Below are 25,196 nucleotides of genomic sequence, written 5' to 3' on the forward strand. Positions count from 1 at the left end.
AACACTCGGTTCAACCATTTATCAGGAGACTTTCCCATGAGCGTTCAAGCCAAACTCACCGAACTCGGCATCACCCTGCCCCCAGTCTCCATTCCGGCAGCCGCGTACGTGCCTTTCTCACAGACCGGCAACCTGGTTTTCTTGAGCGGCCATGTGGCCAAAAAAGACGGCAAACCCTGGGTCGGCCAACTGGGCCTGACGATGACCACCGACGAGGCAAAACAAGCCGCACGTGCCGTCGCCGTCGATCTCATGGGTACGCTTGACGCCGCCTGCAAGGCCGCTGGCAAAACGCTGGACAACGCACGCATCGTCAAGGTCATGAGCCTGGTGAACTCCACCGCCACCTACACCGAACACCACCTGGTCACCAACGGCTGCAGCGAGTTGCTCGGCGAGGTCTTCGGCCCCAAGGCGGGCGCACATGCCCGCAGCGCATTCGGCGTGGCGCAACTGCCCTTTGGCGTCTGCGTGGAAATTGAGCTGATCGCCGAACTCGGATAAGGCAAGCCGGCGCCCTCCCTGCCGTGGTGCGGCGCTCGAATGCAGGGGGGAGGTCATGAGCCTGAGCCGCAGGCCAATGACCCATCCACCCCATTTGCCGCGCGATTGTTCATCGGGCCGACACTGATCAAGACCCTCTCGCCACAAACGCAACCCCATCAGCAAACCACCCCTGTTTGAGCGTTTCCAAACGGCTTCGCCGGGTTCTTGCGGCAAGCCAATGCGTGCGCGGGCCGGATGCATCGACTTCCGGGCGGGCGGCGACCCAACCGGCCTCTGAACGAACTGGCAAACCCCTGGTTGCGCCCGTTACTCGGTGAATACCCTTAGCCGCCCGCCGACCAGCACCAGCCTAGGTCCACAATTCTCGCTCGTGCACCCGTGGAAAGAGCGCATCCGGGAGGCCTCAACGCCTGACTCTCAAACGGTTCCCGTCCCGACACTGAGGCACACGAAGCGGCCCAGAACCTCCGCTGGCAGCGCGTTCCAGTATCTCCACGCTTCAACACTGTCCAACCGACAAGTCAGCATTCCCTGCTACCCTGTGGCCTAGGACTTGCTTGCTTCAAAATGAAGCTCAACCGTCCACTTGAACCAGGTGGTCAATCGACCATTTGCCGGTTCATACCAAGACGAAAGGTTAAAGACAACATGGCTATTCACGCTGCCCTGAGCCACATCACCCACTATAAGTACGACCGCCTGGTCGAGTTGGGTCCACAGATTGTTCGGCTGCGCCCCGCGCCGCACTGTCGCTCCAAAATCGTCTCGTATTCGCTCAAGGTTGAACCGACCGGCCATTTCGTGAACTGGCAACAGGATCCGTTCGCGAACTACCAGGCCCGCCTGGTGTTCCCGGAGAAGGTCCAAGAGTTCAAGGTCACGGTTGATGCCGTGTTTGAGATGGCCGTGTACAACCCCTTTGACTTCTTCCTGGAGCCCGATGCCGAAGAGTTTCCGTTCACCTACGATCCAGAACTCAAAGAAGAGCTGGCACCGTACCTGACACCGGACCCGGTAACGCCACTGCTCAAGACCTATCTGGAAAAGATCGATCGCACCAAACGGCGCACCGTGATTTTTCTGGTCGAGCTGAACCATATGCTCAGCCAGGACATCAACTACACGATCCGCATGGAGCCAGGCGTGCAAACGCCAGAAGAAACACTCGAATCGGGCAGCGGCTCGTGCCGTGATTCTGGCTGGCTGCTGGTGCAACTGCTGCGCAATTGCGGACTGGCCGCGCGCTTTGTTTCGGGCTACCTGATCCAGCTCAAGCCCGATGTGAAATCCCTGGATGGTCCGAGCGGCACCGAAGTCGACTTCACCGACCTGCATGCGTGGTGCGAGGTGTATCTGCCCGGCGCTGGCTGGATTGGCCTGGATGCCACTTCCGGCCTGATGGCGGGCGAGGGCCACATTCCGCTGGCATGCACCCCCTTGCCTTCCGGCGCTGCGCCCATTGAAGGCGGCGTAAGCAAGAGCGAGGTCACCTTCGCGCACCACATGGGTGTGACCCGCATTTACGAGTCCCCGAGGGTCACCAAGCCCTACACCGAAGAGCAATGGGCCGAAGTGCTGGCCCTCGGCGATGCGGTGGACGCCGAGCTCATGGCCGGCGACGTGCGCCTGACCATGGGCGGTGAGCCCACCTTCGTGGCTGACAGCGACCGCGACGCCGGCGAATGGAACACCGATGCACTCGGCCCGACCAAGCGCGGATTCGCCACCGAACTGGTGCAAAAACTGCGCGACGAATATGGCCAGGGCGGCTTTTTGCACTTTGGACAAGGCAAATGGTATCCGGGCGAGCAACTGCCTCGCTGGGCGCTCAACATCTACTGGCGCGCCGACGGCGAGCCGGTCTGGGCCAACCCGGCGCTGTTCGTGGACGAACGCAACCCGACCCACTACACCAGTGAAGACGCCAAACGCTTTACAGAGACCCTGGCGCGCAAACTGGGCATCACCGACCAGTTCATGCAGGCGGCCTACGAAGACGCCTGGTACTACATGTGGCGCGAGCGTCGCTTGCCCGTCAACGTCGATCCGTTCAACTCCCGCCTCGAAGATGAAATGGAGCGGGTGCGCCTGCGCCGCGTCTTCACCCAGAAGCTCGATGCGGTGGTCGGCTACTTGCTGCCCCTCAAACCCACCGACAAGAAACTGTCGGTGGGCCCTGAGTGGACCAGCGGCCAATGGTTCCTGCGCGATGAGCGCATGTACCTGATGCCGGGCGACTCCCCCATGGGCCTGCGCCTGCCACTGGATTCGCTGCCCTGGGTGAACGAGGCCGACTATCCCTACATGGTCGAACAGGACCCCACCAGCCAGCGCCCCAATCTGGCACCTCGCAATGCCATGGCCGCGCGCTATGTGGCCGGTTCTGACCAGGCTGTCGAAGCGCCCCGCAAGTTCCAGACCCCCAGCGGTATGGCCTCGCTTTTATCGAGCGCGAGCGCACGAACCGGTGCTCAGACCGAGCCCGCAGACTTCGACCGCGTACCCAGCCTGAACGAATCCGCCTCCTGGATCAGCCGCACCGCTCTTTGCGTGGAAGTGCGCGACCCGCGCCGGGCCAGTGGCCCCAAAGCAGAGCTGAAGGGCAAGGCATCGTCGGTGTTGTACGTGTTCATGCCACCGCTTGAAAAGCTGGAGCACTACCTCGACCTGCTCACGGCCATTGAAGCCACAGCCGAAGAGCTCAAGATGCAGCTCGTGCTGGAGGGCTACCCACCACCACGCGATCCGCGCATGAAACTGCTTCAGGTCACCCCCGACCCAGGTGTGATCGAGGTCAACATCCACCCCGTGACCAACTGGCGCGAGCTGGTGAAGAACACCGAGTTTTTGTACAACGCGGCTTTCGAGTCGCGCCTGTCGGCCGAGAAGTTCATGTCCGACGGGCGCCACATCGGCACTGGCGGCGGAAACCACTTCGTGATGGGCGGTGCCACGCCATCGGACAGCCCGTTCCTGCGCAAACCCGAATTGCTGGCCAGCCTGCTGCTGTACTGGCACAACCATCCTGCCCTGAGCTATTTGTTCAGTGGCATGTTTGTCGGCCCGACCAGCCAGGCGCCACGCGTGGACGAAGCGCGCAACGACCAGCTTTACGAGCTGGAAATCGCGATTCAGCAGATTTACCAGAACCGCGAGGTTTACGGCCAGACCATGCCACCCTGGATCGTTGACCGCACGCTGCGCAACATTCTGATTGACGCCACCGGCAACACCCACCGCAGCGAGTTCTCCATCGACAAGATGTACTCGCCCGACTCCGCCACTGGTCGCCTCGGCCTGCTGGAACTGCGCGCCTTCGAAATGCCGCCACACCCGCACATGAGCAGCGCTCAGCAATTGTTGCTGCGCGCGCTGGTCGCGCGGTTCTGGAAGAGCCCTTACAAGGCGCCGGCCACACGCTGGGGTACAGAACTGCACGACCGTTTCATGCTGCCTACTTTCATCAAGCAAGACTTCGATGACGTGATCGACGACATGAACCGCGCCGGTTACGGGTTTGACGCCAACTGGTTTGCGCCGCACTACGAGTTCCGTTTCCCCATCATTGGATCGATCAACACAGGTGGCATGGAACTCACTCTGCGCAATGCGCTGGAGCCTTGGCACGTGATGGGCGAAGAAAGCGCGGCGGGCGGCAACGCACGCTATGTGGACTCGTCACTGGAGCGCATCGAAGTGCGGGTCACGGGAATGAACCAGAGCCGCTACGTGGTGACCTGCAACGGTCAAGCAATGCCCATGCAAAACACGGGCACCGTTGGTGAGTACGTGTCCAGCGTGCGCTACAAGGCCTGGAACCCACCGAGCAGCCTGCACCCCACCATCGGTGTGCACGCGCCACTGACCTTTGACATCGTGGACACCTGGGCCAAGCATTCCATAGGAGGTTGCGAATACCACGTGGCCCACCCCGGCGGTCTGAGCTACGAGAGCCTGCCGGTGAACTCGTTTGAAGCGGAAAGCCGTCGTCTCTCCAGGTTCAAGGCCATGGGGCATACTCCGGGACCGATGGTGGTACCGCCAGCGACAATCAATGTGCCAGGCAGCCGCGAATTTCCGTTCACGCTGGATTTGCGACACACACAGGGCCGCTGAAGGCAGGCAACTCTGGCGCGATTGCCTATTTGAGGGGGCCTGAGCCCCCTCTCAAGGGTTGTTTCACTGATTTCAGTGAAACAACCCTTTTCGTTTGGAGCCAGAAAATCACGGCAAACCGCCATCGCTGACCGCCCCTACAGACCATATGGGGACCGCTGGGGGGGACTGGCCCAAATGACCAAAACCGCTTGAATCCGAGCAAAGACCCGAAAAGTCGGCAAAAAAGCCCATGCGATGCGCCTTTTGCACAGCGTGTACAGGGCATACTGAGACCGCAGTGACTCCTACAAACTCCCCCTCACTCTTCAGCGACTTCAGCCCGGGTTCTCCCTCTGAATGGGCGGTGTCGGCCAAATTGCCCGGCGACCTGGGTCACCTGTGTGAAATGAGGGGTGCCGTCAACAGAGCCAACAGCGCTGGAACACCCATTTCTGCACCTTGGTCCCAGTTCTTTGAGCACCTGGGCAAAGAAGGCGTTTCCGAACTGGGCAGACGCACCGAAAACCTTCAGCGCCAGATCCGCGACAACGGGGTCACCTACAACGTTTACGCAGATGCCACCAAGGGTGAGCAGCGGCCATGGGCACTTGACCTGTTTCCCATGCTGATCAGCCCAACCGACTGGGCTCACATCGAAAGCGGTGTTTTGCAGCGCGCCCGGTTGCTCAACGGCATCATGGCCGACCTGTATGGCGCGCGCGATTTGCTCAAACGCGCCCTGCTCCCCGCCGCACTGGTTCAGGGCCACCCTGGCTACCTGCGCGCAATGCAAGGCGTCAAGCCGCCCGGCGACACCTGGCTCAACATCGTTGCCTTTGATCTCGCCCATGGGCCCGACGGCCAATGGTGGGTGGTGGGCCAACGCACGCAGGCGCCTTCGGGCCTGGGCTATTTGCTCGAAAACCGCATTGCCATCGCGCGCCAGTTTCCCAAGGCCTTTACCGGCATGAAAGTACAGCGCCTGGCCGCGAGCTACAGCGCGCTGGTTGACGGCATCAAGAAGATGGCCCCCGAAGGCGAAAATGCCCGCATCGCGCTGCTCACGCCCGGACCCCACAACGAAACCTATTTCGAACACGCCTACCTCGCCCGCTACCTGGGACTGACCTTGGTCGAAGGCAACGACCTCACCGTACGCGACCAAAAGCTCTACCTGAAAACCCTCAGAGGCCTGGAACCAGTCAATGCCCTGATCAAACGGCTCGATGATGAATGGCTCGACCCGCTGGAGTTGCGCTCGGACTCGTCGCTGGGCATTCCCGGCTTGCTTCAGGTCCTGCGCGCCGGCAACCTGCTGCTGGCCAACACGCCCGGCTCGGCCCCCCTGGAGTCCAGCGCGCTGCTCGGCTTTCTGCCCGCCATCAGCCGCCATCTGCTGGGCGAAGAACTGGAACTGCCCTCGCTCAACACCTGGTGGTGCGGTGAAGACGCGGCCTTGCGGGCGGTCTTGCCCACGCTGCGAAACAGCGTGATCAAAGGCACCTACCCGCGCTCGGGTCTCGAAACTGTCATCGGGCAATCGCTCAGCCAAAGTGAACTCGACGAATGGGCCGGGCGCATGTTGCGCCACCCAGACGATCACACCGTACAGTCCTGGCTGCCACTGTCTCAAACACCCACCTGGGCCAACCAGCAACTGGCTCCCCGATCGGCCATGCTGCGGGTATTTGCGCTCGCCGATGGTCCAAAGTCCTGGCGCGTGCTGCCTGGAGGCCTGGTGCGCCTGGCGCCCCGAGGCAAGCTCATTGCAGCCATGCAGCGCGGCGGCAGCAGCGCCGACTGCTGGGTCATGACCGACGGCCAGGTTGACCACACCAGCCTGCTCGGGTCGGCCGCATCCACCCTGACCCTGGCCCACCAGGACCGTCCCGTGACCAGCCGCGCCGCAGAAAACCTGTTCTGGCTGGGGCGCTACACCGAACGTGCAGAAAACGCCATTCGACTGGCCCGCATCGTGTTGGAGCATTTGGACGGTGAGGAACGGGGCTCCCCCGCACTCATCAACTGGCTATCGGCGATGGCAGAAGAGAACTCGCTGGTCCTGCCCGACGTGCCTTCGGCTGCGCAGTCCGCGCGCGTCTTTGCCCGCAGCCTGGTCAACGACCTGTCAAAACCGGCTGACGCCGAGACGCCGTCCTTCAGCGTGGGCTACACCCTGAATGCACTCAAAGCCACCGCAGCCCACGTGCGGGACCGGCTCTCCCAAGGCCATTGGAATCTGATCGAGCGAGCCGCTTCAGGTTTCGCCAAAGATTGCGAAAGCCTGGCCAGCGAACATGAGGCGGACTTCACCGACGCTTTGAACGCCTTGCAAAATGCCAGCGACCTGCTTGCAGCCATCACCGGCTCACAAACCGACCGCATGGTGCGAGACAACGGCTGGCGCATGCTCTCGATTGGCCGCCATATCGAACGCCTGGCTACCCTGTCGCGCGCGCTGGAACTCGGCATGGAGCACAACTGCCTGCGGGAAACCGATGGCTTCGAAGCAATCGTCGCGCTGTTTGACAGCACCATCACATTCCATGCCCAATACCAGCAACGCCGCGACATGGTGGCGCTGCTCGACCTGCTCGTCTTGAACCGAGACAACCCCCGGTCACTGGGCTGGGTCATTCAAACCCTGCGTGGCCGACTGGCCAAAGCCCAGGATGCCGAGCTCGCCCTGGGCCTTCCAGACCCCGATACCTGGGCAATGACCGAACTGAGCTACTGGCGAACTGACGCCGAGGGTCAGCGTTGCTACCAGGCATTCGCAGAATTGCTCACCAACTGCGAGAACTCGGCCGCAACGCTCTCCGACGACCTGACCCGCCTGCACTTCAGCCATTCCGATCAACGCAACCAAAGCGTATGACGGCTCCCTTCGAATGCTCGCCCGCTGAGACCCCTATCGCCATCCACAGACAGGCAAAGATCAACCCTGTCTGGCATTGAACCTCCGCCAGCCATGCTTTTGCGCATCCTTCACCACACACACTACGATTACCAAGGCGCCATCGACATGGCGCAACACATGGTGCACCTTTCGCCGGTACAAACCGCATCACAGTTGCTGCGTTCCCATGTGCTCACCGTCGAACCCGCGCCAGCAGCCCGCAGCCAGACAGTGGACGTCTTTGGCAATGTTCGAACCTTCTTCTCTTTGCAATCACCCCATGAGTCGCTGACCGTCGAGGTCGACACCCTGGTCGAAACCTCGGCGCCCAAGCCACTGCCCGACAACGAAGACTGGCAAGCTCTGAGCTGGGAGCGCGTTCGCGAACACTTTCGCTACCGTGCCAAGGCACCTTACGACCCCGCTGCCGAATTCCTGTTTGCCTCACCCTACGTACCGCGCGACGATGCCTTTGCCGCATTTGCACTGCCCGTGTTCACTCCCGACCTGCCTCTTCTGGAAGCCGCGCGCGCCCTGATGGAGCGCATCCACACCGATCTGAAATACGAAACTGCCAGCACCGAAATTGACACACCAGCCTTGCAGGCGCTGGAGCAAGGCAAAGGCGTTTGCCAGGATTTTGCCCACATCATGCTCGGTTGCCTGCGCAGCCTGGGCCTGCCCGCAAGGTACGTAAGCGGCTACCTGCTCACCCAACCGCCTCCCGGCAAACCCCGCCTGATCGGCGCCGACGCATCACACGCCTGGGTATCTGTGTATTGCCCATTGCCCCAAAGCCTGGAAGACAGCGAAGGCAAGACCATGCCCCCCAGCGGCATCTGGGTCGACTACGATCCGACCAACAACCGCTGCGGCTGGGGAAGTCCGGGGGAAGACTACGTCACCCTCGCCACCGGCCGCGACTTCTCGGATGTGTCGCCCATGCGCGGCGTGATCCAGGGCGCGTCGCAGCACGAGCTCACCGTTGCCGTCACGGTGGCACCACCCGATGAGTGGGACAACCTCGCCACGCGCTCACCGGACCCAGCTGCAAGCCAAAGCCAAAGCCAAAGCCAAAGTCAAAGTCAAAGTCAAAGTCAGAGTCAGAGTCAGAGTCAAAGTCAGAACCAAAGCCAGTCTGTCGACTGAAAGGGGTCCCCCCCCCCAGCCGAGTTGATTCCTTTGACTGACGCATACAGGCTCAATGCCGTACGCGATTGATGTTCTGGCAAGGCATGCTGGGCCCAGCAAAGTGGCTTGCGATCGGGGCAACCCAATAGGCTGCCTCCAAGGCCTCTCTTTCTGACAAAACCGGATGGGTAAGCTCATGCAAACACCTTGCGCACTGAGACATCGGCCATGCAACTTGTGACCACTGCGAACGCCCGATCAAGCACGACCCGCAACAAAGCCGAAGACGCTGGATGACAATCAGTTTTATGCGCCATGGAAAGCCGGCGTTGGTCGAATGCGGCTGGGTGACCCCTGCGCAGATGGCGCGATGGATCGAGCGCTACGACCTTTCGGAGGTTGGGCCGCAGGACATACCAACAAGTAGCTATTTGCGCACGCAGTCCGCAGATGTGGTGGCCACCAGCACCGCAGCTCGGGCGATGTCATCTGCGCGCCTGCTGGGAAGAACCCCAGATGTTCTGGACCCCGTTTTCGGCGAAGCGGAACTGCCGTTCGCGCTCATCAACTTCCCCAGACTGCCTCCTTCGATCTGGGCAGCCGTTTTCCGGATCGCCTGGTTTTTTGGCTACGCCAGAAGCGCGGAATCGATTCGGAACACAAAAGCAAGGGCCAAGGCTGCTGCCATCCAGCTTGTTGCATTGGCTGAAGAGGGCTCGGTGCTACTCATTGGTCATGGCATCATGAATCGGCTGATCGCCAAAGAATTGAGCGCAATGGGTTGGCGCGGAAAAGTCCCTCAAAGGGCACACTGGGGCGTGAGTACCTATGTGGAAACCACCCCGCCTGGCGCTTGATCGAGCCTGTACCGGCGTGCCGGCCCAACACCCTCATTGAAGGCATCGTTCGCTTACAACAACGCCAGATCGAAGCATCCATCCTCTCCAGACCCTATGACAGGCAGCGCCACATTCACGCCCTATAGCCCCACAGACAAGCTCGCCTGCCTGGGTCTTTTTGATGCAAACTGTCCAGCGTTCTTTGCGCCCAATGAACGGCTCGACTATGAAGGTTTTCTGGATGGCAATCCACTCAACTATGAGCTGTGTCTGATCGACGGACGCATCGCTGGCGCGTTCGGGCTGATGGGTGATGGCCTTCAAGCCAAAAGCCTGAACTGGATCCTGCTCGACCCTGGCTCACACGGCAAGGGCATCGGCTCCGCCATCATGATGCGAATCACCGATGGGGGCCGCGCTTCGGGGGTGAGCCTGGTCACCATCGCAGCGAGCCACAAGTCCGCACCCTTCTTTGCCAAGTTTGGTGCGGCCGAACGCTCCACGATCGAAGACGGCTGGGGCCCGGGCATGCACCGCATCGACATGGAGCTGCGGATTTAGGCTCCACCGCATGCAGCGTATTCTCTTCATTTGCAGCATGAACCGCTGGCGCAGCCCAACGGCAGAGCAGATCTTTGCCGAGTACCCGGGCATCGAATGCACCTCGGCCGGGTTCAACCAGGGTGTCGACAACCCGTTGACACCCGAACTGCTGGCGTGGGTGGAACTGATTTTTGTCATGGAACGCGACCACAAGACCAAGCTCAGCCGTGCGTTCACGCCCTGCCTGAACGGAAAACGCATCGTGTGCCTGAACATTCCGGACAACCACAGGTTCATGGACCCCACATCGGTGAAACTGCTGCAGCGCAAAGTCAGCGGGTTTCTCCCCCACGCACACCAGGCCTTTCACTGCCCAACCCCGCATCAAACCCAGATGGCAGAACCCCACTTTTTCGACAGCGCCGCGGACTACCGAGCCTGGCTGCAAGCCCACGCGGCCAACACAACCGAACTGCTGGTCGGGTATCACAAGCGTGGCACGGGCCGCGCCAGCCTGTCGTGGTCCGAGTCCGTTGACGAAGCCCTGTGTTTCGGCTGGATCGACGGTGTGCGCAAGCGGATCGATGACCGCAGCTATTGCATTCGTTTCACGCCCAGAAAGCCCGGCTCCATCTGGAGCGCCATCAACATCGCAAAAGTCGAACAGCTCCGCGCACAGGACAAAATGACCCCTGCCGGTGAACTCGCTTTTTCACGGCGCACGACTGCCAGGTCAGCGGTGTACTCCCATGAGCAGGAAGAAGTGGCCGAACTGTCACCCGATGAACATCAGGCGTTCCAGCAACAGGCCGCCGCATGGCACTTCTTCCAGGCCACGCCCCCTGGTTACAAAAAGACGGTGCTGCACTGGATCACCACCGCCAAGCGGTCAGAAACCCGCGTGTCCCGGCTGGCCAAGCTGGTGGAGGCCTGCGCTGCAGGCGTGCGCCTTCGCTGAGCAGGAGGCCGCTGTGGCACACGCCCGCTCCGGCCTTCAGCGCCCCTTGAAAACGGCCTTGCGCTTTTCCACGAACGAGCGCACCCCCTCGGCCCAGTCTTCGCTGGCGAAGATGCGCTGGCTGATGGCCGGGAAATCGGCCACCGCAGCAGCAGGCCCCTCTTCCACCGCCTTGATGGTGTTGAGCCGCGTGGCCTGAACGGCCAGCGGGGCCTGCTCGGCTATGCGCTCGGCGATGGCCATGGCTTCCTTCAACACATCGGCATTGGGCACCAGCTTCTGCACAAAATTGAGCCTGTACGCGGTGGGAGCGTCAAAGTCATCACCTGTGAGCAGCAACATCATGGCGTTGCCCAAGCCTGCGCGCTGGGACATGCGCAAGGTGGCGCCGGCACCGGCCATCAGGCCGCGCTGCACCTCTTTTTGGCTGAAGCGGCAATCCTCCCCCGCGACCACAATGTCGGCGCCCAGCATGAGCTCGATGCCCACCGTGAAACAGATGCCCTTCACCGCAGCCACAACCGGCTTGGTGCGTCGGCGGTAACCGGGTTTTCCAAAGTCGTGCGGCTCAACCAGGCCTTCGGGCACGACCTTCTCACCCCGCTCCAGATGGGCCTGAATGGACGGCATGTCCAGCCCGGCCGTGAAGTGCTCGCCAAACGCATGCAGCACACCAATGCGCAGCTCGGGCTCGTCGTCCAGCCGGGTGTAGGCCTCGGCCAGCTGCCTGAACATGGTGGGTGTCCAGCCGTTGCGCTTGGCAGGCCTGTTGATACCGATGAGCAAGATGTTGCCGACAACTTGCGTGTCGATGCAGCCTTCGGCTGGTGGTGTCCGGGTGGGTTGGAGTTGCATGGGTGACCTGAGCGCTATGGGGTTTGAAGGGGCACACGCAGACACCCGTTCGGTGCCGCGCGCCGTGAGGCGATTGCCGAATGTTCGCCCCAGCCCGGGCCTGAGGCTGACTCAAATGCGACTGCCCGTCGCCAGCGGTGCCGTCTATGCTGAGCGCCCATGCGGGTTCGTCGCACCAACTGCAATGCTGCGTTGTGCCCGAGCCCTTGTTCCTTTGTGCTTGCCGCTGGTTCGACCCCCACCCACCATGCCATCCACCTCAAACGCCTTCCCCGGCTTCCCGGGCACCACTTTGTGCGGACCGCTGCGCGAACCGCGACAAATGTTGGCCGAGCAGAGCTACGACGGCCATCTTTCCATCCACGACGACGCCACCGCAGGCGAACTGGGCCTGCGCGCCGGACCCATTGAGGGCCCCACCCACTTCAGCCAGTTCGACCCCCTGCTCGCCGGCCTCTTTGGTCAGGCCTGGTTCGAAACCGGTTGCATCAGCGTGCATTACCAGAACATGGTGGTCGAGGGCGAAACCGTGCGCGCCTTCGTCACCCCGCCCACGAACGGACAGCAGGTGGCGCACATCTGGGCCGAAAAATCCGACGGCACGCCAGTGCTCAAAGGCACGGCATCCATCGGCCCCGTGCCGGACGCCGCACACGAAATCCCACAACGCATCGCCAAACTGCGCCCGCCAGCGGGCCTGGTCATCAACCACGATTTGACAGTGGGCCAATGCGGTGCGCAGGCTGAGACCATCACCATGGGCTTTCACCAGCACATGGGTAACTACTACCCATTCAGCCTCGCCGACAAGCTCAAGGTCATCACCGAGCCCTCTCCCTGGTACACCCTTGAAGGCGACACGCTATCGCCCTGGGGCCGGGCCATCATCCCGCTGGAGATGATCAGCGTGTTGCTCGGCAGCACGGTGAAACTCGCAGGCTTCAGCGGGCGAGGTCCAGCGGTGGGCCTGTTTGCGGGCCAGCAGATTCGCCTGCTCAAGGGGCCGCTGTTCGTCGACCAGGCCTACGACCTGCAGCGCGAGATCATCGCCTTGAGCGAGAGCGCCCGCACCGAATCGGCCTGGGTTCGCACCCGCGTTTTTGAGGCAGGCACACAGGAGCCTGTGGCTGAAATGATCCTCAACAGCGCCACGCTGAAACACTCTTACGCGAACTACGAAGCCGATGCGCGCGCGCTCGGCCTGATCACCTGATGCAACCCACCATGAAAGCACCCACATGACCTCCATCGACACCGGCACCCCGGATCTGCTGGCCCACCAGGACAGCGGTGTGCTCACGCTCACCATGAACCGCCCCCAGGCCCGCAACGCCCTGTCGCGCCCCATGCTGACGGCCATGCAGCGGCTGCTGACCGAGGCCGAGTTCAACTCCGAGGTGCGCTGCATCGTGCTGACCGGCGCTGGCCAGGCATTTTGCGCCGGCGGTGACGTCAAAGGCATGGCGGCGTCCTACGCCGAAGGCGGCGCCAAAAACACGGTCGACGAGTCCATCCATATCCAGCGCCACAGCCAGCGCGAGACGGCTGGCCGCCTGTTCAAGATGCCCAAGCCCACACTGGCCGTGTTGCCCGGCGCGGCCGCGGGCGCGGGCCTCTCGCTTGCGCTGGCCTGCGACCTGCGCATCATGAGCAGCGCTGCTTTCATGACCACTGCTTTTGCCAAGGTGGGCTTTGCAGGCGATTACGGTGGCACCTACTTCCTCACACAACTCATCGGAGCCGCCAAGGCGCGCGAGATGTACCTCCTGAGCGACCGCGTGACCGCCGACGAAGCCTTGCGCCTGGGTCTGAGCAACTGGGTCGCCGAGCCCGACGCGCTGGCCGCGAAAACGCAGGAAATCTCACAGCGCCTCGCCAATGGCCCCCCCGTCGCCTACCGCTACATGAAAGAAAACCTCAACCGCGCCATGGGCGGCGAAATCGACGAGTGCCTGGACCTCGAAGTCACCCACCATGTGCATTGCGCCCAGACGAGCGACCACCAGGAAGCCGCCAAGGCTTTCGTCGAAAAACGCACACCCGTTTTCAAAGGCCGTTGACCGGCGCCCCTCTCCCCCACTCTTTTGAAGAAAGCAACATTTCCATGAAAACCCAAATCACCGAGATGCTGGGCATCGAACACCCCATCGTCCAGGGCGGCATGCACTTTGTAGGCCTGGCCGAACTCGCCGCCGCCGTGTCCAACGCCGGCGGCCTGGGCGTCATCACCGGGCTCACCCAGCGCACGCCCGAGCTGCTGGCCAAGGAAATCGCCCGCTGCCGCGAAATGACCGACAAGCCGTTCGGCGTGAACCTCACCTTCCTGCCCACGGTGTCATCGCCCGACTACCCCGGCTACATCAAGGCCATCATCGAAGGTGGCGTGAAGGTGGTGGAGACCGCGGGCAACAACCCCCAGAAATACCTGCCCGCGCTCAAAGAGGCTGGCATCAAGGTGATCCACAAATGCACGGCCGTGCGCCACGCTCTCAAGGCCGAAGCCATCGGCTGCGATGCGGTCAGCGTGGACGGCTTCGAGTGCGGTGGCCACCCCGGTGAAGACGATGTGCCCAACTTCATCTTGCTGCCCCGTGCAGCCGACGTGCTGAAGATTCCTTTCCTGGCTTCCGGCGGCATGGCCGACGGCCGCTCGCTGGTGGCCGCACTCGCCATGGGCGCCGACGGCATCAACATGGGCACCCGTTTCATTGCCACACAGGAAGCGCCTGTGCACGCCAATGTGAAAGCAGCCATCGTCGCCGCCTCGGAGCTGGACACCCGCCTGGTCATGCGCCCGCTGCGCAACACCGAGCGCGTGCTCACCAACCAGGCCGTCGAGCGCTTGCTGGAGAAAGAAAAGACCCTTGGCGCGAACCTCAAGTTCGAAGACATCCTGCCCGAAGTGGCCGGCGTGTACCCCAAGATCATGCAGGACGGCACCATGGACGCAGGTGCCTGGTCTTGCGGCATGGTCGCCGGCCTGATCCACGATGTGCCCACGGTGAAAGACCTGATCGACCGCATCATGGCCGAGGCGCACGACATCATCGGAAAGCGCTTGGCCCGGTTCGACGCGGCCTGAGCAATAGGGCGCCTCCAAGGCGCTTCAAGGAGCGGCTCGGAGGAACACCATCAGGGCTCCTCCGACCGACCGGGCCCGGCTTTTGACAAGGGACCCGGCGACCGCGACCGGCCGGGGAGGTTCAGTGCGCTTGGTCCGCCTTGCCGGCTGCGTCACCCAGGGCCCGCTTGGTCATCGCGCCAATCGACATCCCCTGCCCCAGAATCGAGAAGATCACCACACCGTAGGTCAGCGCCAGGATGGTGTCGCGCTCGGGCCCGGTGGGCAACGACAAGGCCAGTGCGACCGAAATACCGCCGCGCAAGCCGCCCCAGGTGAGCACCTTCCATGAGCCGGCGGGCAGGTTGAACGAGCGTGGTGTCAGGCGCACCGGCAAGCCCACCGTCAACAGGCGCGCCAGCAACGTGACCACAATGGCAACGCCAATGCCGATCATTTCCGTCCCTGAAAAGCTGATCACCATCACCTCCATACCGATCAGCACGAACAACACGGCGTTGAGGATTTCGTCGACCAGTTCCCAGAACATGTCGACATAACGGCGCGTGGTGTCCGACATGGCAAGAGCCCGCCCATGGTTTCCCACGATCAACCCGGCAACCACCATGGCCAATGGGCCAGACATGTGCAACTTCGCCGCCAGCGCATAACCTCCGACCACGGTGGCCAGGGTGAGCAACACCTCCACCTGGTAGTTGTCCACACTGCGCAGCAACCAGAATGTCACAGAGCCCAACACCAGCCCCAGGATCAAACCGCCACCGGCCTCATGGGCCAGCAACTCGGCACCCTGCGCAACGGATGGCGCCACACCACTCACCAACATGCCCAGCAACAAGGAAAACACCACCACACCCACGCCGTCGTTGAACAGCGATTCGCCCGCGATCACCAGCTCCAGCTCACGCGGGGCGTTGGCCGATTTGAGAATGCCCATGACAGCGATCGGATCGGTAGGGGAAATGAGCGAGCCAAACAACAGGCAATACATCAGGGGCACGCCCAGGCCGACCCACGGCAACACATAAAAGAGCGTGAAACCCACCAGCAAGGTCGAAAGCACAGTGCTCACGATAGCCAGCGACCCAACCTGCCATCGAAAGGCTTTCAGCTCACTCAGGTCAATGTGCAGCGCGCCTGCGAAGAGCAGGAACGACAACATGCCCTGCATCAACACGCCGGAGAAGTCGATGGACTGCAGCAGGGAGACCTCTGCATCGTGCAGTTCGCGGGCAACGCCAAAGCCGTCGAGCACCACCAGACCCAGCGAGAAAATCAAAGCCACGGCCATCACGCCAATCGCCGTGGGAAGCTTGATGAACCGGTGGTTCACATAGGCCATCAAGGCGGTCAAAACCAGGCAGACGGCAACGATATTCAGCATATTCTGGCGAAGTTGGACTCAACAGGGGCGCGTCCGAAAGACGGATGCATCCTGCTCAAAAATCGGCGACCGATGCACCGACATCCCAGACGCTGCGGTCAGAAAAAGGGATACCAGCGCACTGGCACCCACGCTCACATCACTGGCACTTGCCCGGAATGGCGTCAGGAATGCTGCACCGGACGCCGCCTTTGGCTGTGCAAGACTGCAACGCACCTGCTTCTGCTTCAGTCTGTGTCGATCCGCTGGACACACCCCACACCAGGCTGCTGCCACCACCGGTCGCGAGCGCTGCGCATGAGCCACTGCCGGCAAACTCGTGAATGACCACGCAGCCGTCGCCGCCACAGCGCGTGACAGCGCCGGTGTTCGCCTGTGCCTGGGAGATAAAGTTGGTCGCAATGTAAGCAGATGGCGTGCTGACATTCAACGCGATGGCACCGTGAGGCGTAGGGCCGTCGCTGCCGCCTCCACAGGCACTCAACACCAGGCCAGCCGCAGCCACACCCAACCAGGTCTTCAGGGAATTCAACATATACGCCTCCAAATTCATCAAAAAGTAGCAAATAGCGTATCACGCAGCAAAGCTCAGACTGTCGGCACACATTCAGTTGGCAGCGTCAACCATGAAGCAGGTCGGTTGCCGGAACGCTGGATGCTCACTGCCGGCTGGCTTGTCGCCAGGCTGAGTCACCAGGAGCCTCCCGTGTAAAACGCTTGAGGACTTCAGCAGGCCTAACAACCTCTGCGCACGCCCGCGCTCACTCAACCCGCGAGATTCGGTTGGGCTTGAAACCCAGATCGGCTGCCTTGCCTTTGCGGGCACGCGCGCTGCGGGCGTTGTTCAGGCTGCGAATCTCAAGTGTTTCTTCGCGCTCCTTCCCGCCGCGACCGATACCTTCGATCTTCACGCTGCGCGTATACGCCGCTGCGCCGGCCAAGGTGTCTTTCGCATCGAGGTCCAGCAGCATCAGGCCACGACCGCCCTTCTCCATGGTCTTGAGTTCGCCGATCTCAAATGTCAAGATCCGCCCACCGGTCGAAGCACAGGCCACATGGGTGGCGGGCAACAAAGGCAGACTGCCCGTGGCGTTCGCAACGTGAGACGGCGCGCACACCGTTTCACCATCGCCCACGGTGATGAAGGTCTTGCCGGCCTTCTGGCGCGACACCAGGTTTTCCACACTGGCCAGGAAGCCGTAGCCGCCGGTGCTGGACAACAGCAGGCTGGCATGGGCCGGACCGGCAAAATAGTGTGCGGGCTGGGTACCTGATTCCAGATCGATCAGTGTCGTGATGGGCTGGCCATCGCCACGGGCACCAGGCAGGCTCGCCACGGGAACCGAATACACGCGGCCATTGCTGCCGAAGACGATCAAGGTGTCCACCGTTCGGCACTCAAAGGTACCGTGCAAACCATCGCCTGCTTTAAAGGCGAAACTCGCCGCCTCGTGGCCATGGGCAGTGCGGGCCCGCACCCAGCCTTTGACAGAGATGATCACCGTGACGGGCTCATCAACGACCTTGATTTCGGCCACAGCTCTTTTCTCGGCCTGGATCAGCGTGCGGCGTTCATCGGCGAACGTCTTGGCGTCGGCTTCTATCTCCCTCACCATCAGGCGCTTGAGACTGCCGGGATTGCCCAGAATGTCTTCCAGCTTGCCCTGCTCTTCGCGCAGCTTGCTGAGCTCTTGCTCGATCTTGATAGCTTCCAGCCGCGCCAACTGGCGCAAACGGATTTCCAGAATGTCTTCGGCCTGGCGGTCGCTGAGCTTGAAGCGCTCGATCAGCGCTGCCTTGGGCTCGTCGCTCTGACGGATGATGGCGATCACCTCGTCGATGTTGAGCAAAACAAGTTGACGGCCTTCCAGGATGTGGCTGCGATCAAGTACCTTGTCGAGGCGGTGCTGTGAACGGCGGGTGACTGTGGTCTGTCGGAACTCGATCCACTCGGTCAACATCAGGCGCAGCGACTTTTGCGTGGGGCGCCCGTCGATGCCGATCATGGTCAGGTTGATCGGGCTTGAACTTTCCAGACTGGTGTGGGCCAGCAGCGCCGTGATCAGCTCTCTCTGCTCGATGCGGCTGCTCTTGGGCTCGAACACCAGGCGCACCGGCGCGTCCTTGCTCGATTCGTCGCGCACCCCGTCGAGCACCATCAAGATGCTCGCTTTGAGCTGCGTCTGGTCCTGGCTCAGGGCCTTTTTGCCGGCCTTGACCTTGGGGTTGGTGATCTCTTCGATCTCTTCCAGCACTTTTTGCGAGCTCACGCCAGGCGGCAATTCGGTGACGACCAGATTCCACTGGCCACGGGCCAACTCCTCGATCTTCCAGCGAGCGCGCACCTTGAGGCTACCGCGCCCTGTACGGTAAGCGTCCGCAATATCGCTGGCTGGGCTGATGATCTGGCCGCCGCCTGGATAGTCAGGGCCCGGCAAGATGGCGAGCAACTCTTCTTCGGTGAGCTTCGGGTTCTTGATCAGTGCCACACAGGCAGTGGCCACTTCGCGAAGGTTGTGGCTCGGGATTTCCGTGGCCAGTCCCACGGCAATGCCGGAAGCCCCGTTGAGCAGGTTAAACGGCAGGCGGGCTGGCAACTGCTTGGGTTCTTCAAAAGAGCCGTCGTAGGTGGGAATGAAATCAACCGTTCCCTCATCGATCTCGTCGAGCAGCAGACCGGTGATTTTGGCCAGACGCGCTTCCGTGTATCGCATGGCCGCCGCGCCATCGCCGTCACGCGAGCCGAAGTTGCCCTGTCCATCGATCAGCGGGTAGCGCTGCGAAAAATCCTGCGCCATTCGCACCATCGCGTCGTACGCAGCCGAATCGCCATGGGGGTGGTATTTGCCCAAGACATCGCCAACCACGCGTGCGCTCTTGACCGGCTTGGCGCCTGTGTTGCCTGAGAAGCCAAGACCCATGCGCTCCATGGCATAGAGGATGCGGCGTTGCACCGGCTTTTGACCGTCGCACACATCGGGCAAAGCGCGGCCTTTGACGACCGACAAGGCGTATTCAAGATAGGCGCGCTGCGCATAGCTGGCCAGGTTGTCCTCACCAGGCGCATCGGGCTCAGCCAAGGGGAGTTCGGGGTTCATCGTGTCCATGGTCTCTTTTTCAATTGCTTGCGATCACAGCGGCGTGGCGGGTGTTGCGCCATCAGCCCTGGCTTGCTGCGTGGTTGTGCGCTGCATGCGAATGGCCTTCGGAGGACGCAAATCCTGGTGCAGGCGCATCACCTTGCGCACGTAATTCTGGGTTTCACTGTAGTTGGGTATCTGCCGGCCCGCTCGATCGACCGCACCTTCGCCGGCGTTGTAGGCAGCCAGCGCCAAAGGAACCTCGCCATCGAACCTCTTGAGCAACCACGCAAGGTAACGTGCACCCGCCTGCAAATTGGTTCGGGGATCGGTCAGGCGTTGCTCCACCGTCTGGCGACCTTTGGCGCTCACACCGAAGCGCTCGGCGGTCTCGGGGATCACTTGCATCAGTCCTACCGCACCCATCGGGCTCACCACCTTGGCGTTGAAATTTGACTCGGTGGATATCACCGCTTTCAACAAGTCGTAGTCCACGCCAGAGGCCGCAGCAGCCTCCCGAATCAGGTGCTTGACGGCTTTGTAGCCGACCGAAATCTCAAAAGCCGTGTGCAGACTGGCGGCTCTCGAACGCACCGAGCGATCGGTGGGAGAAGAGCTGCCCGGGTTCTGAAAAAGGAGCTGGTAGCGGCGACTGACCTGATGATCTGCAAAGTGCTTTTGGCCTCGGGCATCGACATAGCCCCAGACCTCGGCATGGGCAGGCGCACCCGCCAGGAGCAACAGCCCCGTGGTGATGGCGAGCGCCAACCGTTGGATTGCCTTCAAACGTCGATCTCCACCGAATCGCCGTGCAGCTCCATCAGCTCGCGACGCGATGCGGCCTCGCCCTTGCCCATGAGTTTGGTGATCAGCGCCTCGGTACCGGCGAAATCCAGTGAACCCAGTGTGACCTGCATCAAGCGACGCGTGTCAGGGTTGAGCGTGGTGTCCCACAACTGCTCGGCGTTCATCTCGCCCAGACCTTTGAAACGGCTGATGGGGCATTTTTCGCGCGCCACGCCGTCTTTTTCGGCCTTGTCCAGAATGGCATGCAACTCGCCGTCGTCCAGGGCGTATTGCTTCATCGCCGGCTTCTTGCCGCGCGCAGGCACATCGACCCGGAACAGTGGCGGACGCGCCACATACACATGGCCTGCTTCAATCAGTTTGGGGAAATGGCGGAAAAACAGCGTCAGCAACAAGACCTGAATATGCGAGCCATCCACGTCGGCGTCCGACAAGATACACACCTTGCCGTAACGCAGACCGCTCATGTCGGGCGTGTCCAGCGGACCATGAGGGTCAACGCCGATGGCCACCGAAATGTCGTGGATTTCGTTGTTGGCGAAGAGGCGGTCACGGTCCACCTCCCAGGTGTTGAGCACCTTGCCGCGCAGCGGAAGGATGGCCTGGCTTTCTTTGTCACGGCCCATCTTGGCGCTGCCGCCAGCGGAGTCGCCCTCGACCAGAAACACTTCGTTGTGCGCCAGGTCGCGACTTTCGCAATCTGTCAGCTTGCCCGGCAAAACGGCCACACCCGAACCTTTTCGCTTCTCGACTTTCTGGCCGGCCTTCTGGCGGCTCTGCGCGGCCTTGATGGCCAGCTCTGCCAGCTTCTTGCCATAGTCGACATGCTGGTTGAGCCACAACTCCAGCGCCGGGCGCACATAACTGCCCACCAGGCGCACAGCATCGCGCGAGTTCAGGCGTTCTTTGATCTGGCCCTGGAACTGCGGATCGAGCACCTTTGCGCTCAGCACATAGTTGGCGCGTGCGAACACGTCTTCAGGCAGCAACTTCACGCCCTTGGGCAACAGCGCATGCAATTCGATGAAGCTCTTGACAGCCTGAAACAGGCCGTCGCGCAAGCCACTTTCATGGGTACCGCCCGCGCTGGTGGGGATCAGGTTCACATAGCTTTCTCGCACAGGATGGCCGTCCTCGGTGAACGCCACACACCATGAAGCGCCTTCGCCTTCGGCAAAACTGTCGTGCCCGCTGTCGGCAAAGCCCTCGCCTTCAAACAACGGAATCACAGGCTCACCATTGAGCGTTTGCTGCAGATAGTCGCGCAAACCCCCTTTGTAAAGCCAGACCTGGGTGTCTTTGGTCTTCTCGTTCACCAGCGTCACGCTGACGCCCGGCATCAACACGGCCTTGCTGCGCAACAAATGCGTCAGATCGCCCATGGGCAGCAAGGCAGACTCAAAGTATTTGGCGTCTGGCCAGGCGCGCACGGTGGTGCCCTGCTTGCGATCGCCCTCGCCTTTGGGCACCGTCACAAGCGGCTCGATCACATCGCCAGCCGAAAAAGCGAGCTTGGCCACCTGGCCCTCGCGGTAGCTGGTGACTTCCAGGCGGGTGGACAGCGCGTTGGTCACGCTCACGCCCACGCCATGCAGGCCGCCTGAAAAGCTATAAGCCCCACCCTTGCCCTTGTCAAACTTGCCACCCGCATGCAGCCGCGTGAAGACCAGCTCCACCACGGGTGCTTTTTCTTCGGGGTGCAAGCCAAATGGAATGCCTCGGCCATCGTCCTCAATGCTCACCGAGTTGTCGGCGTGCAGTGTGACCTTGATCTTTTTGCCGAAACCGGCCAACGCCTCGTCGGCCGCGTTGTCCAGGACTTCCTGGATGATGTGCAGCGGGTTATCGGTGCGGGTGTACATGCCCGGGCGCTGTTTCACCGGCTCTAGGCCTTTGAGAACGCGGATCGAGCCTTCGGAATATTCAGAGTTGCTTTGGGTCGCCATGGGGGCGAATTGTAGGCCCAAGATCTGAAAAAGACTGTATGTACGTCCATATATCGACCGCCGCACAAGCAACCTATGCACCAAAGACATCAATCACCGCATCAAATATCACGGCGCCGGGTCACCCCCGTGCTGTGCGCTTGCCAGGTGAATTGGATACATTTCTAGGATGATTTCAAACGCAGGTGCCATGGGCGCCGCTCCTCCCCGACTTTCAGCTTGGCAAGTATTGGCTTGCGGGGCCGCCATCGTGACCCTGTCCATGGGCGTGCGACACGGTTTTGGCCTGTGGTTGCAACCCATCACACAAGCCCAGGGATGGACACGCGAGAGTTTTTCCTTCGCGCTGGCCATTCAAAACCTCTCCTGGGGTGTTTTCGGTATTTTTGCCGGCATGGCCGCTGACCGGTTCGGCGCCATGCGCGTACTGATTGGTGGAGCCCTTCTCTACGCCATGGGTCTGGCCGGTATGGCCCTGACCACCACCACCATGGGTTTCGCCCTGACCACTGGCGTTTTGATCGGCGCAGCCCAGGCGGGAACCACCTATGCGGTGGTTTACGGTGTGATCGGGCGCCAGATCGCGCCGGAAAGGCGCTCCTGGGCCATGGGCGTGGCCGCTGCAGCCGGTTCTTTCGGCCAGTTTCTGATGGTGCCAGTCGAAGGGTGGTTGATCAGCTCATTTGGCTGGCAAGAAGCCTTGCTGATACTGGCTGGCGCCATTTTTCTGATCATGCCGCTGGCGCGTGGCTTGCGCGAGCCGGGCTTTGGCGGTGCATCCACCCCACCACGCGAACAAACCATTCTGCAAGCCCTGCAAGAAGCCATGGGTTACCGCAGCTTCCAGTTGGTGATGGCGGGTTACTTTGTCTGTGGCTTCCAGGTGGTCTTTATCGGCGTGCACATGCCCAGCTACCTGAAAGACAACGGTCTTTCACCGCAGGTCGCCAGCTACGCCTTGGCGCTGATCGGCCTTTTCAACGTGATCGGCACGTATGCGGCGGGCGCCCTGGGCCAGCGTCTGCCCAAACGCCACATCCTTGCATTTATATACATTGCCCGCGCTGTGGTGATCAGCGTGTTCCTGATCGTGCCGCTGTCCCCCATGAGTGTCTATGTGTTCGCTTCGGTCATGGGCGTTCTGTGGCTCTCGACCGTTCCGCCCACCAACGCCATGATCGCGCAGATTTTTGGCGTCGCCCACATGTCCATGCTCGGCGGCTTCGTCTTCTTCAGTCACCAGATCGGCAGCTTCATGGGCGTTTGGCTGGGTGGCTACCTGTATGACAGAACCGGCAGCTACGACATCGTCTGGTACATCGCCATCGCCCTGGGCGTTTTTGCTGCCTTGATCAACTTGCCGGTTCGCGAAACCCCGATCGTGCGCGGACCACAACGGGCAGAGGCGGTAGCCGCATGAAGCCCGCAATCATCAAGGCATTCGCGTTTGGTGCAGCAGCGCTCGCCTTGCTGGGCACGTTCGCGCTCTACAACCGGCCCGACTTTCTGGTGAATCTCGCCGACCAGCTGTGGAGCTGCTTCTGATGGCACACGCGTTGAGCTCACCATCGGACTGGGTACAGCGCTGGAGCCACCTGGTGCCAACTGGCGGCTCCGTGCTGGATGTGGCATGCGGCCATGGACGCCATATGCGGTGGTTCGCCGGGCGCGGCCACGCTGTCACAGGCATCGACCGCTCACCCGAATCCATTGCGGCCGTTGCGGATGTGGGGCGGGCTATCGAGGCCGATATTGAAAACAACCCCTGGCCACTGGACGGCGCCACCTTCGATGCCGTGGTGGTCACCAACTACCTTTGGCGGCCCCTTTTACCCCGTCTCGTGGCCAGCGTAGCCCCCGGTGGTGTGTTGATCTACGAAACTTTTGCCACCGGCAATGAGACCGTGGGCAAGCCATCCAGGCCGGACTTCTTGCTGCAACCGGGCGAGTTGTTGCAAGCGGCGGCCGAATTGCACACGGTGGCTTACGAAGACGGCTTTTGCCCGGCGCCCGATCGCTTCGTGCAACGTATCGTGGCCATACGAAAACCGGGCACCTCGGCAACCCGGCCGTTTCGCCATTTACTCAACGCCTCTGAGTAGAATGAGCCCAGTGCCGGGAAGACGAGGACTTCCGCCTCACTTCTCCCGAAACCTCATTTGAAGCAACGTTTATGACCCCCATCACTGGCAGCATCGTCGCCCTTGTTACGCCCATGTCCGAGGGCGGAAAAATTGACTATCCCACCCTGCGCAAACTGATCGACTGGCACATTGCCGAAGGCACCGACTGCATCTGCGTTGTCGGCACCACGGGCGAATCGCCCACGGTCACAGTCGATGAACACTGTGAAATCATCCGCGTCTCGGTGGAACAGGCCAACAAACGCGTGCCAATCATGGCCGGCTGCGGCGCCAATTCCACAGCAGAGGCGATCAACCTGGCCAAATTCGCCAAGAGCGTGGGCGCCGACTACCAACTGCAAGTCGTGCCTTACTACAACAAGCCGTCCCAAGAAGGCATGTTCCAGCATTTCAAGGCGATCGCCGACGCCACTGGCCACGATCTGCCCATGGTGCTCTACAACGTGCCTGGGCGCACCGTGGCCGATCTGTCACTGGAAACCGTGCTTCGGCTGGCGCAGTTGCCCGGGATCGTCGGCATCAAGGAGGCCACCGGCAATATCGATCGGGCCATCTGGCTGATCCGCGAAGTGCCCAAGGGATTTGCTGTGCTCTCGGGCGATGATCCGACCGCAGTGGCACTGATGCTGTGTGGTGGCCAAGGCAATGTAAGCGTGACCGCCAATATCGCCCCGCGTCTGATGCACGAGCTTTGCGCGGCGGCCGTTGCCGGTGATACCCGTGCAGCCATGGCGATCCAGATGAAGCTCATGCCCGTACACAAGAACCTGTTTGTCGAAGCCAACCCGATCCCGCTCAAGTGGGCCATGGCCCGCATGGGGCTGTGTCAGGAATCCATGCGCTTGCCACTGACCCCCATGTCGCGCAGCTTGGAACCCTTGGTCGAATCCGCTCTCAAAGCCAGTGGCTTGCTGAGCTGAGCC

General features: G+C 61.5%; 20 protein-coding genes and 1 pseudogene. 15 read left to right on the forward strand and 6 right to left on the reverse strand.

The annotated features are described in order from the left end of the window. Window positions 1–36 precede the first annotated feature (36 nt). The 8 genes and pseudogenes from LPB072_RS14205 (at window position 37) to LPB072_RS23925 (ending at window position 10,975) form a co-directional block, all read left to right on the forward strand. Window positions 37–504, forward strand: coding sequence for a RidA family protein (locus LPB072_RS14205; protein ID WP_066084587.1), 468 nt, complete (start codon window positions 37–39; stop codon window positions 502–504). Window positions 505–1,155: 651 nt separating this feature from the next. Continuing rightward, complete coding sequence (locus LPB072_RS14210) at window positions 1,156–4,623, forward strand: transglutaminase family protein (RefSeq protein WP_066084584.1); 3,468 nt, start codon at window positions 1,156–1,158, stop codon at window positions 4,621–4,623. 280 nt (window positions 4,624–4,903) lie between these two features. Beyond that, window positions 4,904–7,483 (forward strand): circularly permuted type 2 ATP-grasp protein, encoded by a 2,580-nt coding sequence (locus LPB072_RS14215; RefSeq protein ID WP_066084581.1) that lies wholly within the window; start codon window positions 4,904–4,906, stop codon window positions 7,481–7,483. 93 nt (window positions 7,484–7,576) lie between these two features. Beyond that, window positions 7,577–8,653: a transglutaminase family protein gene (locus LPB072_RS14220; protein ID WP_066084576.1), complete on the forward strand. Its 1,077-nt coding sequence runs from the start codon at window positions 7,577–7,579 to the stop codon at window positions 8,651–8,653. A gap of 275 nt (window positions 8,654–8,928) precedes the next feature. Beyond that, on the forward strand, window positions 8,929–9,492 hold the full coding sequence (locus LPB072_RS14225) for a histidine phosphatase family protein (RefSeq protein WP_066084572.1): 564 nt from the start codon (window positions 8,929–8,931) through the stop codon (window positions 9,490–9,492). Window positions 9,493–9,588: 96 nt separating this feature from the next. Then, entirely contained in the window at window positions 9,589–10,035 is a 447-nt protein-coding gene (locus LPB072_RS14230; RefSeq protein WP_066084569.1) for a GNAT family N-acetyltransferase, read from the forward strand. Between the two features lie 10 nt (window positions 10,036–10,045). Further along, window positions 10,046–10,363: pseudogene (locus LPB072_RS23200) on the forward strand (low molecular weight protein tyrosine phosphatase family protein); the annotation flags it as partial. Between the two features lie 339 nt (window positions 10,364–10,702). Continuing rightward, complete coding sequence (locus tag LPB072_RS23925) at window positions 10,703–10,975, forward strand: YdeI/OmpD-associated family protein (RefSeq protein WP_231943554.1); 273 nt, start codon at window positions 10,703–10,705, stop codon at window positions 10,973–10,975. Between the two features lie 36 nt (window positions 10,976–11,011). Here the strand turns inward: LPB072_RS23925 and LPB072_RS14240 are convergent, their stop codons facing one another. Beyond that, entirely contained in the window at window positions 11,012–11,830 is an 819-nt protein-coding gene (locus LPB072_RS14240; protein WP_066084566.1) for a crotonase/enoyl-CoA hydratase family protein, read from the reverse strand. A gap of 247 nt (window positions 11,831–12,077) precedes the next feature. Here LPB072_RS14240 and LPB072_RS14245 point away from each other — a divergent pair, with 247 nt between their 5' ends. From LPB072_RS14245 to LPB072_RS14255, 3 genes are read left to right on the forward strand one after another with little or no spacing between them, the layout of a single operon-like run. Next, the gene (locus LPB072_RS14245; protein ID WP_066084562.1) at window positions 12,078–13,043 is read left to right on the forward strand and encodes a PH domain-containing protein; all 966 of its coding nucleotides are present in this window, start codon (window positions 12,078–12,080) and stop codon (window positions 13,041–13,043) included. A gap of 25 nt (window positions 13,044–13,068) precedes the next feature. Beyond that, the gene (locus LPB072_RS14250) at window positions 13,069–13,890 is read left to right on the forward strand and encodes an enoyl-CoA hydratase (protein WP_066084559.1); all 822 of its coding nucleotides are present in this window, start codon (window positions 13,069–13,071) and stop codon (window positions 13,888–13,890) included. A 44-nt stretch (window positions 13,891–13,934) separates the two neighbouring features. Beyond that, entirely contained in the window at window positions 13,935–14,912 is a 978-nt protein-coding gene (locus LPB072_RS14255; protein WP_066084991.1) for an NAD(P)H-dependent flavin oxidoreductase, read from the forward strand. 121 nt (window positions 14,913–15,033) lie between these two features. On the opposite strand, the gene LPB072_RS14260 is transcribed toward LPB072_RS14255, so the two are convergent. The 5 genes from LPB072_RS14260 to LPB072_RS14280 form a co-directional block, all read right to left on the reverse strand. Next, on the reverse strand, window positions 15,034–16,296 hold the full coding sequence (locus LPB072_RS14260; protein WP_066084556.1) for a cation:proton antiporter: 1,263 nt from the start codon (window positions 16,294–16,296) through the stop codon (window positions 15,034–15,036). 139 nt (window positions 16,297–16,435) lie between these two features. Next, window positions 16,436–16,831 carry a DUF4189 domain-containing protein gene (locus LPB072_RS14265; RefSeq protein ID WP_066084554.1) on the reverse strand — a complete coding sequence of 132 codons (396 nt, stop codon included), beginning with the start codon at window positions 16,829–16,831 and terminating at the stop codon, window positions 16,436–16,438. Between the two features lie 226 nt (window positions 16,832–17,057). Beyond that, window positions 17,058–19,403: a DNA topoisomerase IV subunit A gene (gene parC, locus LPB072_RS14270; RefSeq protein WP_066084551.1), complete on the reverse strand. Its 2,346-nt coding sequence runs from the start codon at window positions 19,401–19,403 to the stop codon at window positions 17,058–17,060. A 24-nt stretch (window positions 19,404–19,427) separates the two neighbouring features. Next, the gene (locus LPB072_RS14275) at window positions 19,428–20,162 is read right to left on the reverse strand and encodes a lytic transglycosylase domain-containing protein (protein WP_082876675.1); all 735 of its coding nucleotides are present in this window, start codon (window positions 20,160–20,162) and stop codon (window positions 19,428–19,430) included. Beyond that, window positions 20,159–22,129, reverse strand: coding sequence for a DNA topoisomerase IV subunit B (locus tag LPB072_RS14280; RefSeq protein WP_066084546.1), 1,971 nt, complete (start codon window positions 22,127–22,129; stop codon window positions 20,159–20,161). The genes LPB072_RS14275 and LPB072_RS14280 overlap by 4 nt, the downstream gene beginning before the upstream one ends. A gap of 169 nt (window positions 22,130–22,298) precedes the next feature. Here LPB072_RS14280 and LPB072_RS14285 point away from each other — a divergent pair, with 169 nt between their 5' ends. The 4 genes from LPB072_RS14285 (at window position 22,299) to dapA (ending at window position 25,193) form a co-directional block, all read left to right on the forward strand. Beyond that, complete coding sequence (locus LPB072_RS14285; protein ID WP_407927759.1) at window positions 22,299–23,549, forward strand: MFS transporter; 1,251 nt, start codon at window positions 22,299–22,301, stop codon at window positions 23,547–23,549. Beyond that, window positions 23,546–23,674, forward strand: a complete 129-nt coding sequence (locus LPB072_RS24075; RefSeq protein WP_269148688.1) for a hypothetical protein — start codon at window positions 23,546–23,548, stop codon at window positions 23,672–23,674. Before LPB072_RS14285 ends, LPB072_RS24075 begins: the two co-directional genes overlap by 4 nt. Beyond that, window positions 23,674–24,231 carry a class I SAM-dependent methyltransferase gene (locus LPB072_RS14290; protein WP_066084985.1) on the forward strand — a complete coding sequence of 186 codons (558 nt, stop codon included), beginning with the start codon at window positions 23,674–23,676 and terminating at the stop codon, window positions 24,229–24,231. Before LPB072_RS24075 ends, LPB072_RS14290 begins: the two co-directional genes overlap by 1 nt. Window positions 24,232–24,302: 71 nt before the next feature. Beyond that, window positions 24,303–25,193 (forward strand): 4-hydroxy-tetrahydrodipicolinate synthase, encoded by an 891-nt coding sequence (gene dapA, locus LPB072_RS14295; RefSeq protein ID WP_066084544.1) that lies wholly within the window; start codon window positions 24,303–24,305, stop codon window positions 25,191–25,193. Window positions 25,194–25,196: the final 3 nt, after the last annotated feature.

Source organism: Hydrogenophaga crassostreae (assembly GCF_001761385.1).
Lineage (GTDB): Bacteria > Pseudomonadota > Gammaproteobacteria > Burkholderiales > Burkholderiaceae_C > Hydrogenophaga > Hydrogenophaga crassostreae.

What these genes read in the sequence shown, in the direction of transcription:
- LPB072_RS14205 (WP_066084587.1), top strand. Translation starts at nt 37, where the DNA reads ATGAGCGTTCAAGCCAAACTCACCGAACTCGGCATCACCCTGCCCCCA.
- LPB072_RS14210 (WP_066084584.1), top strand. Translation starts at nt 1,156, where the DNA reads ATGGCTATTCACGCTGCCCTGAGCCACATCACCCACTATAAGTACGAC.
- LPB072_RS14220 (WP_066084576.1), top strand. Translation starts at nt 7,577, where the DNA reads ATGCTTTTGCGCATCCTTCACCACACACACTACGATTACCAAGGCGCC.
- LPB072_RS14225 (WP_066084572.1), top strand. Translation starts at nt 8,929, where the DNA reads ATGACAATCAGTTTTATGCGCCATGGAAAGCCGGCGTTGGTCGAATGC.
- LPB072_RS14230 (WP_066084569.1), top strand. Translation starts at nt 9,589, where the DNA reads ATGACAGGCAGCGCCACATTCACGCCCTATAGCCCCACAGACAAGCTC.
- LPB072_RS23925 (WP_231943554.1), top strand. Translation starts at nt 10,703, where the DNA reads ATGACCCCTGCCGGTGAACTCGCTTTTTCACGGCGCACGACTGCCAGG.
- LPB072_RS14240 (WP_066084566.1), bottom strand. Translation starts at nt 11,830, where the DNA reads ATGCAACTCCAACCCACCCGGACACCACCAGCCGAAGGCTGCATCGAC.
- LPB072_RS14245 (WP_066084562.1), top strand. Translation starts at nt 12,078, where the DNA reads ATGCCATCCACCTCAAACGCCTTCCCCGGCTTCCCGGGCACCACTTTG.
- LPB072_RS14250 (WP_066084559.1), top strand. Translation starts at nt 13,069, where the DNA reads ATGACCTCCATCGACACCGGCACCCCGGATCTGCTGGCCCACCAGGAC.
- LPB072_RS14255 (WP_066084991.1), top strand. Translation starts at nt 13,935, where the DNA reads ATGAAAACCCAAATCACCGAGATGCTGGGCATCGAACACCCCATCGTC.
- LPB072_RS14260 (WP_066084556.1), bottom strand. Translation starts at nt 16,296, where the DNA reads ATGCTGAATATCGTTGCCGTCTGCCTGGTTTTGACCGCCTTGATGGCC.
- LPB072_RS14265 (WP_066084554.1), bottom strand. Translation starts at nt 16,831, where the DNA reads ATGTTGAATTCCCTGAAGACCTGGTTGGGTGTGGCTGCGGCTGGCCTG.
- parC (WP_066084551.1), bottom strand. Translation starts at nt 19,403, where the DNA reads ATGGACACGATGAACCCCGAACTCCCCTTGGCTGAGCCCGATGCGCCT.
- LPB072_RS14280 (WP_066084546.1), bottom strand. Translation starts at nt 22,129, where the DNA reads ATGGCGACCCAAAGCAACTCTGAATATTCCGAAGGCTCGATCCGCGTT.
- LPB072_RS14285 (WP_407927759.1), top strand. Translation starts at nt 22,299, where the DNA reads ATGATTTCAAACGCAGGTGCCATGGGCGCCGCTCCTCCCCGACTTTCA.
- LPB072_RS24075 (WP_269148688.1), top strand. Translation starts at nt 23,546, where the DNA reads ATGAAGCCCGCAATCATCAAGGCATTCGCGTTTGGTGCAGCAGCGCTC.
- LPB072_RS14290 (WP_066084985.1), top strand. Translation starts at nt 23,674, where the DNA reads ATGGCACACGCGTTGAGCTCACCATCGGACTGGGTACAGCGCTGGAGC.
- dapA (WP_066084544.1), top strand. Translation starts at nt 24,303, where the DNA reads ATGACCCCCATCACTGGCAGCATCGTCGCCCTTGTTACGCCCATGTCC.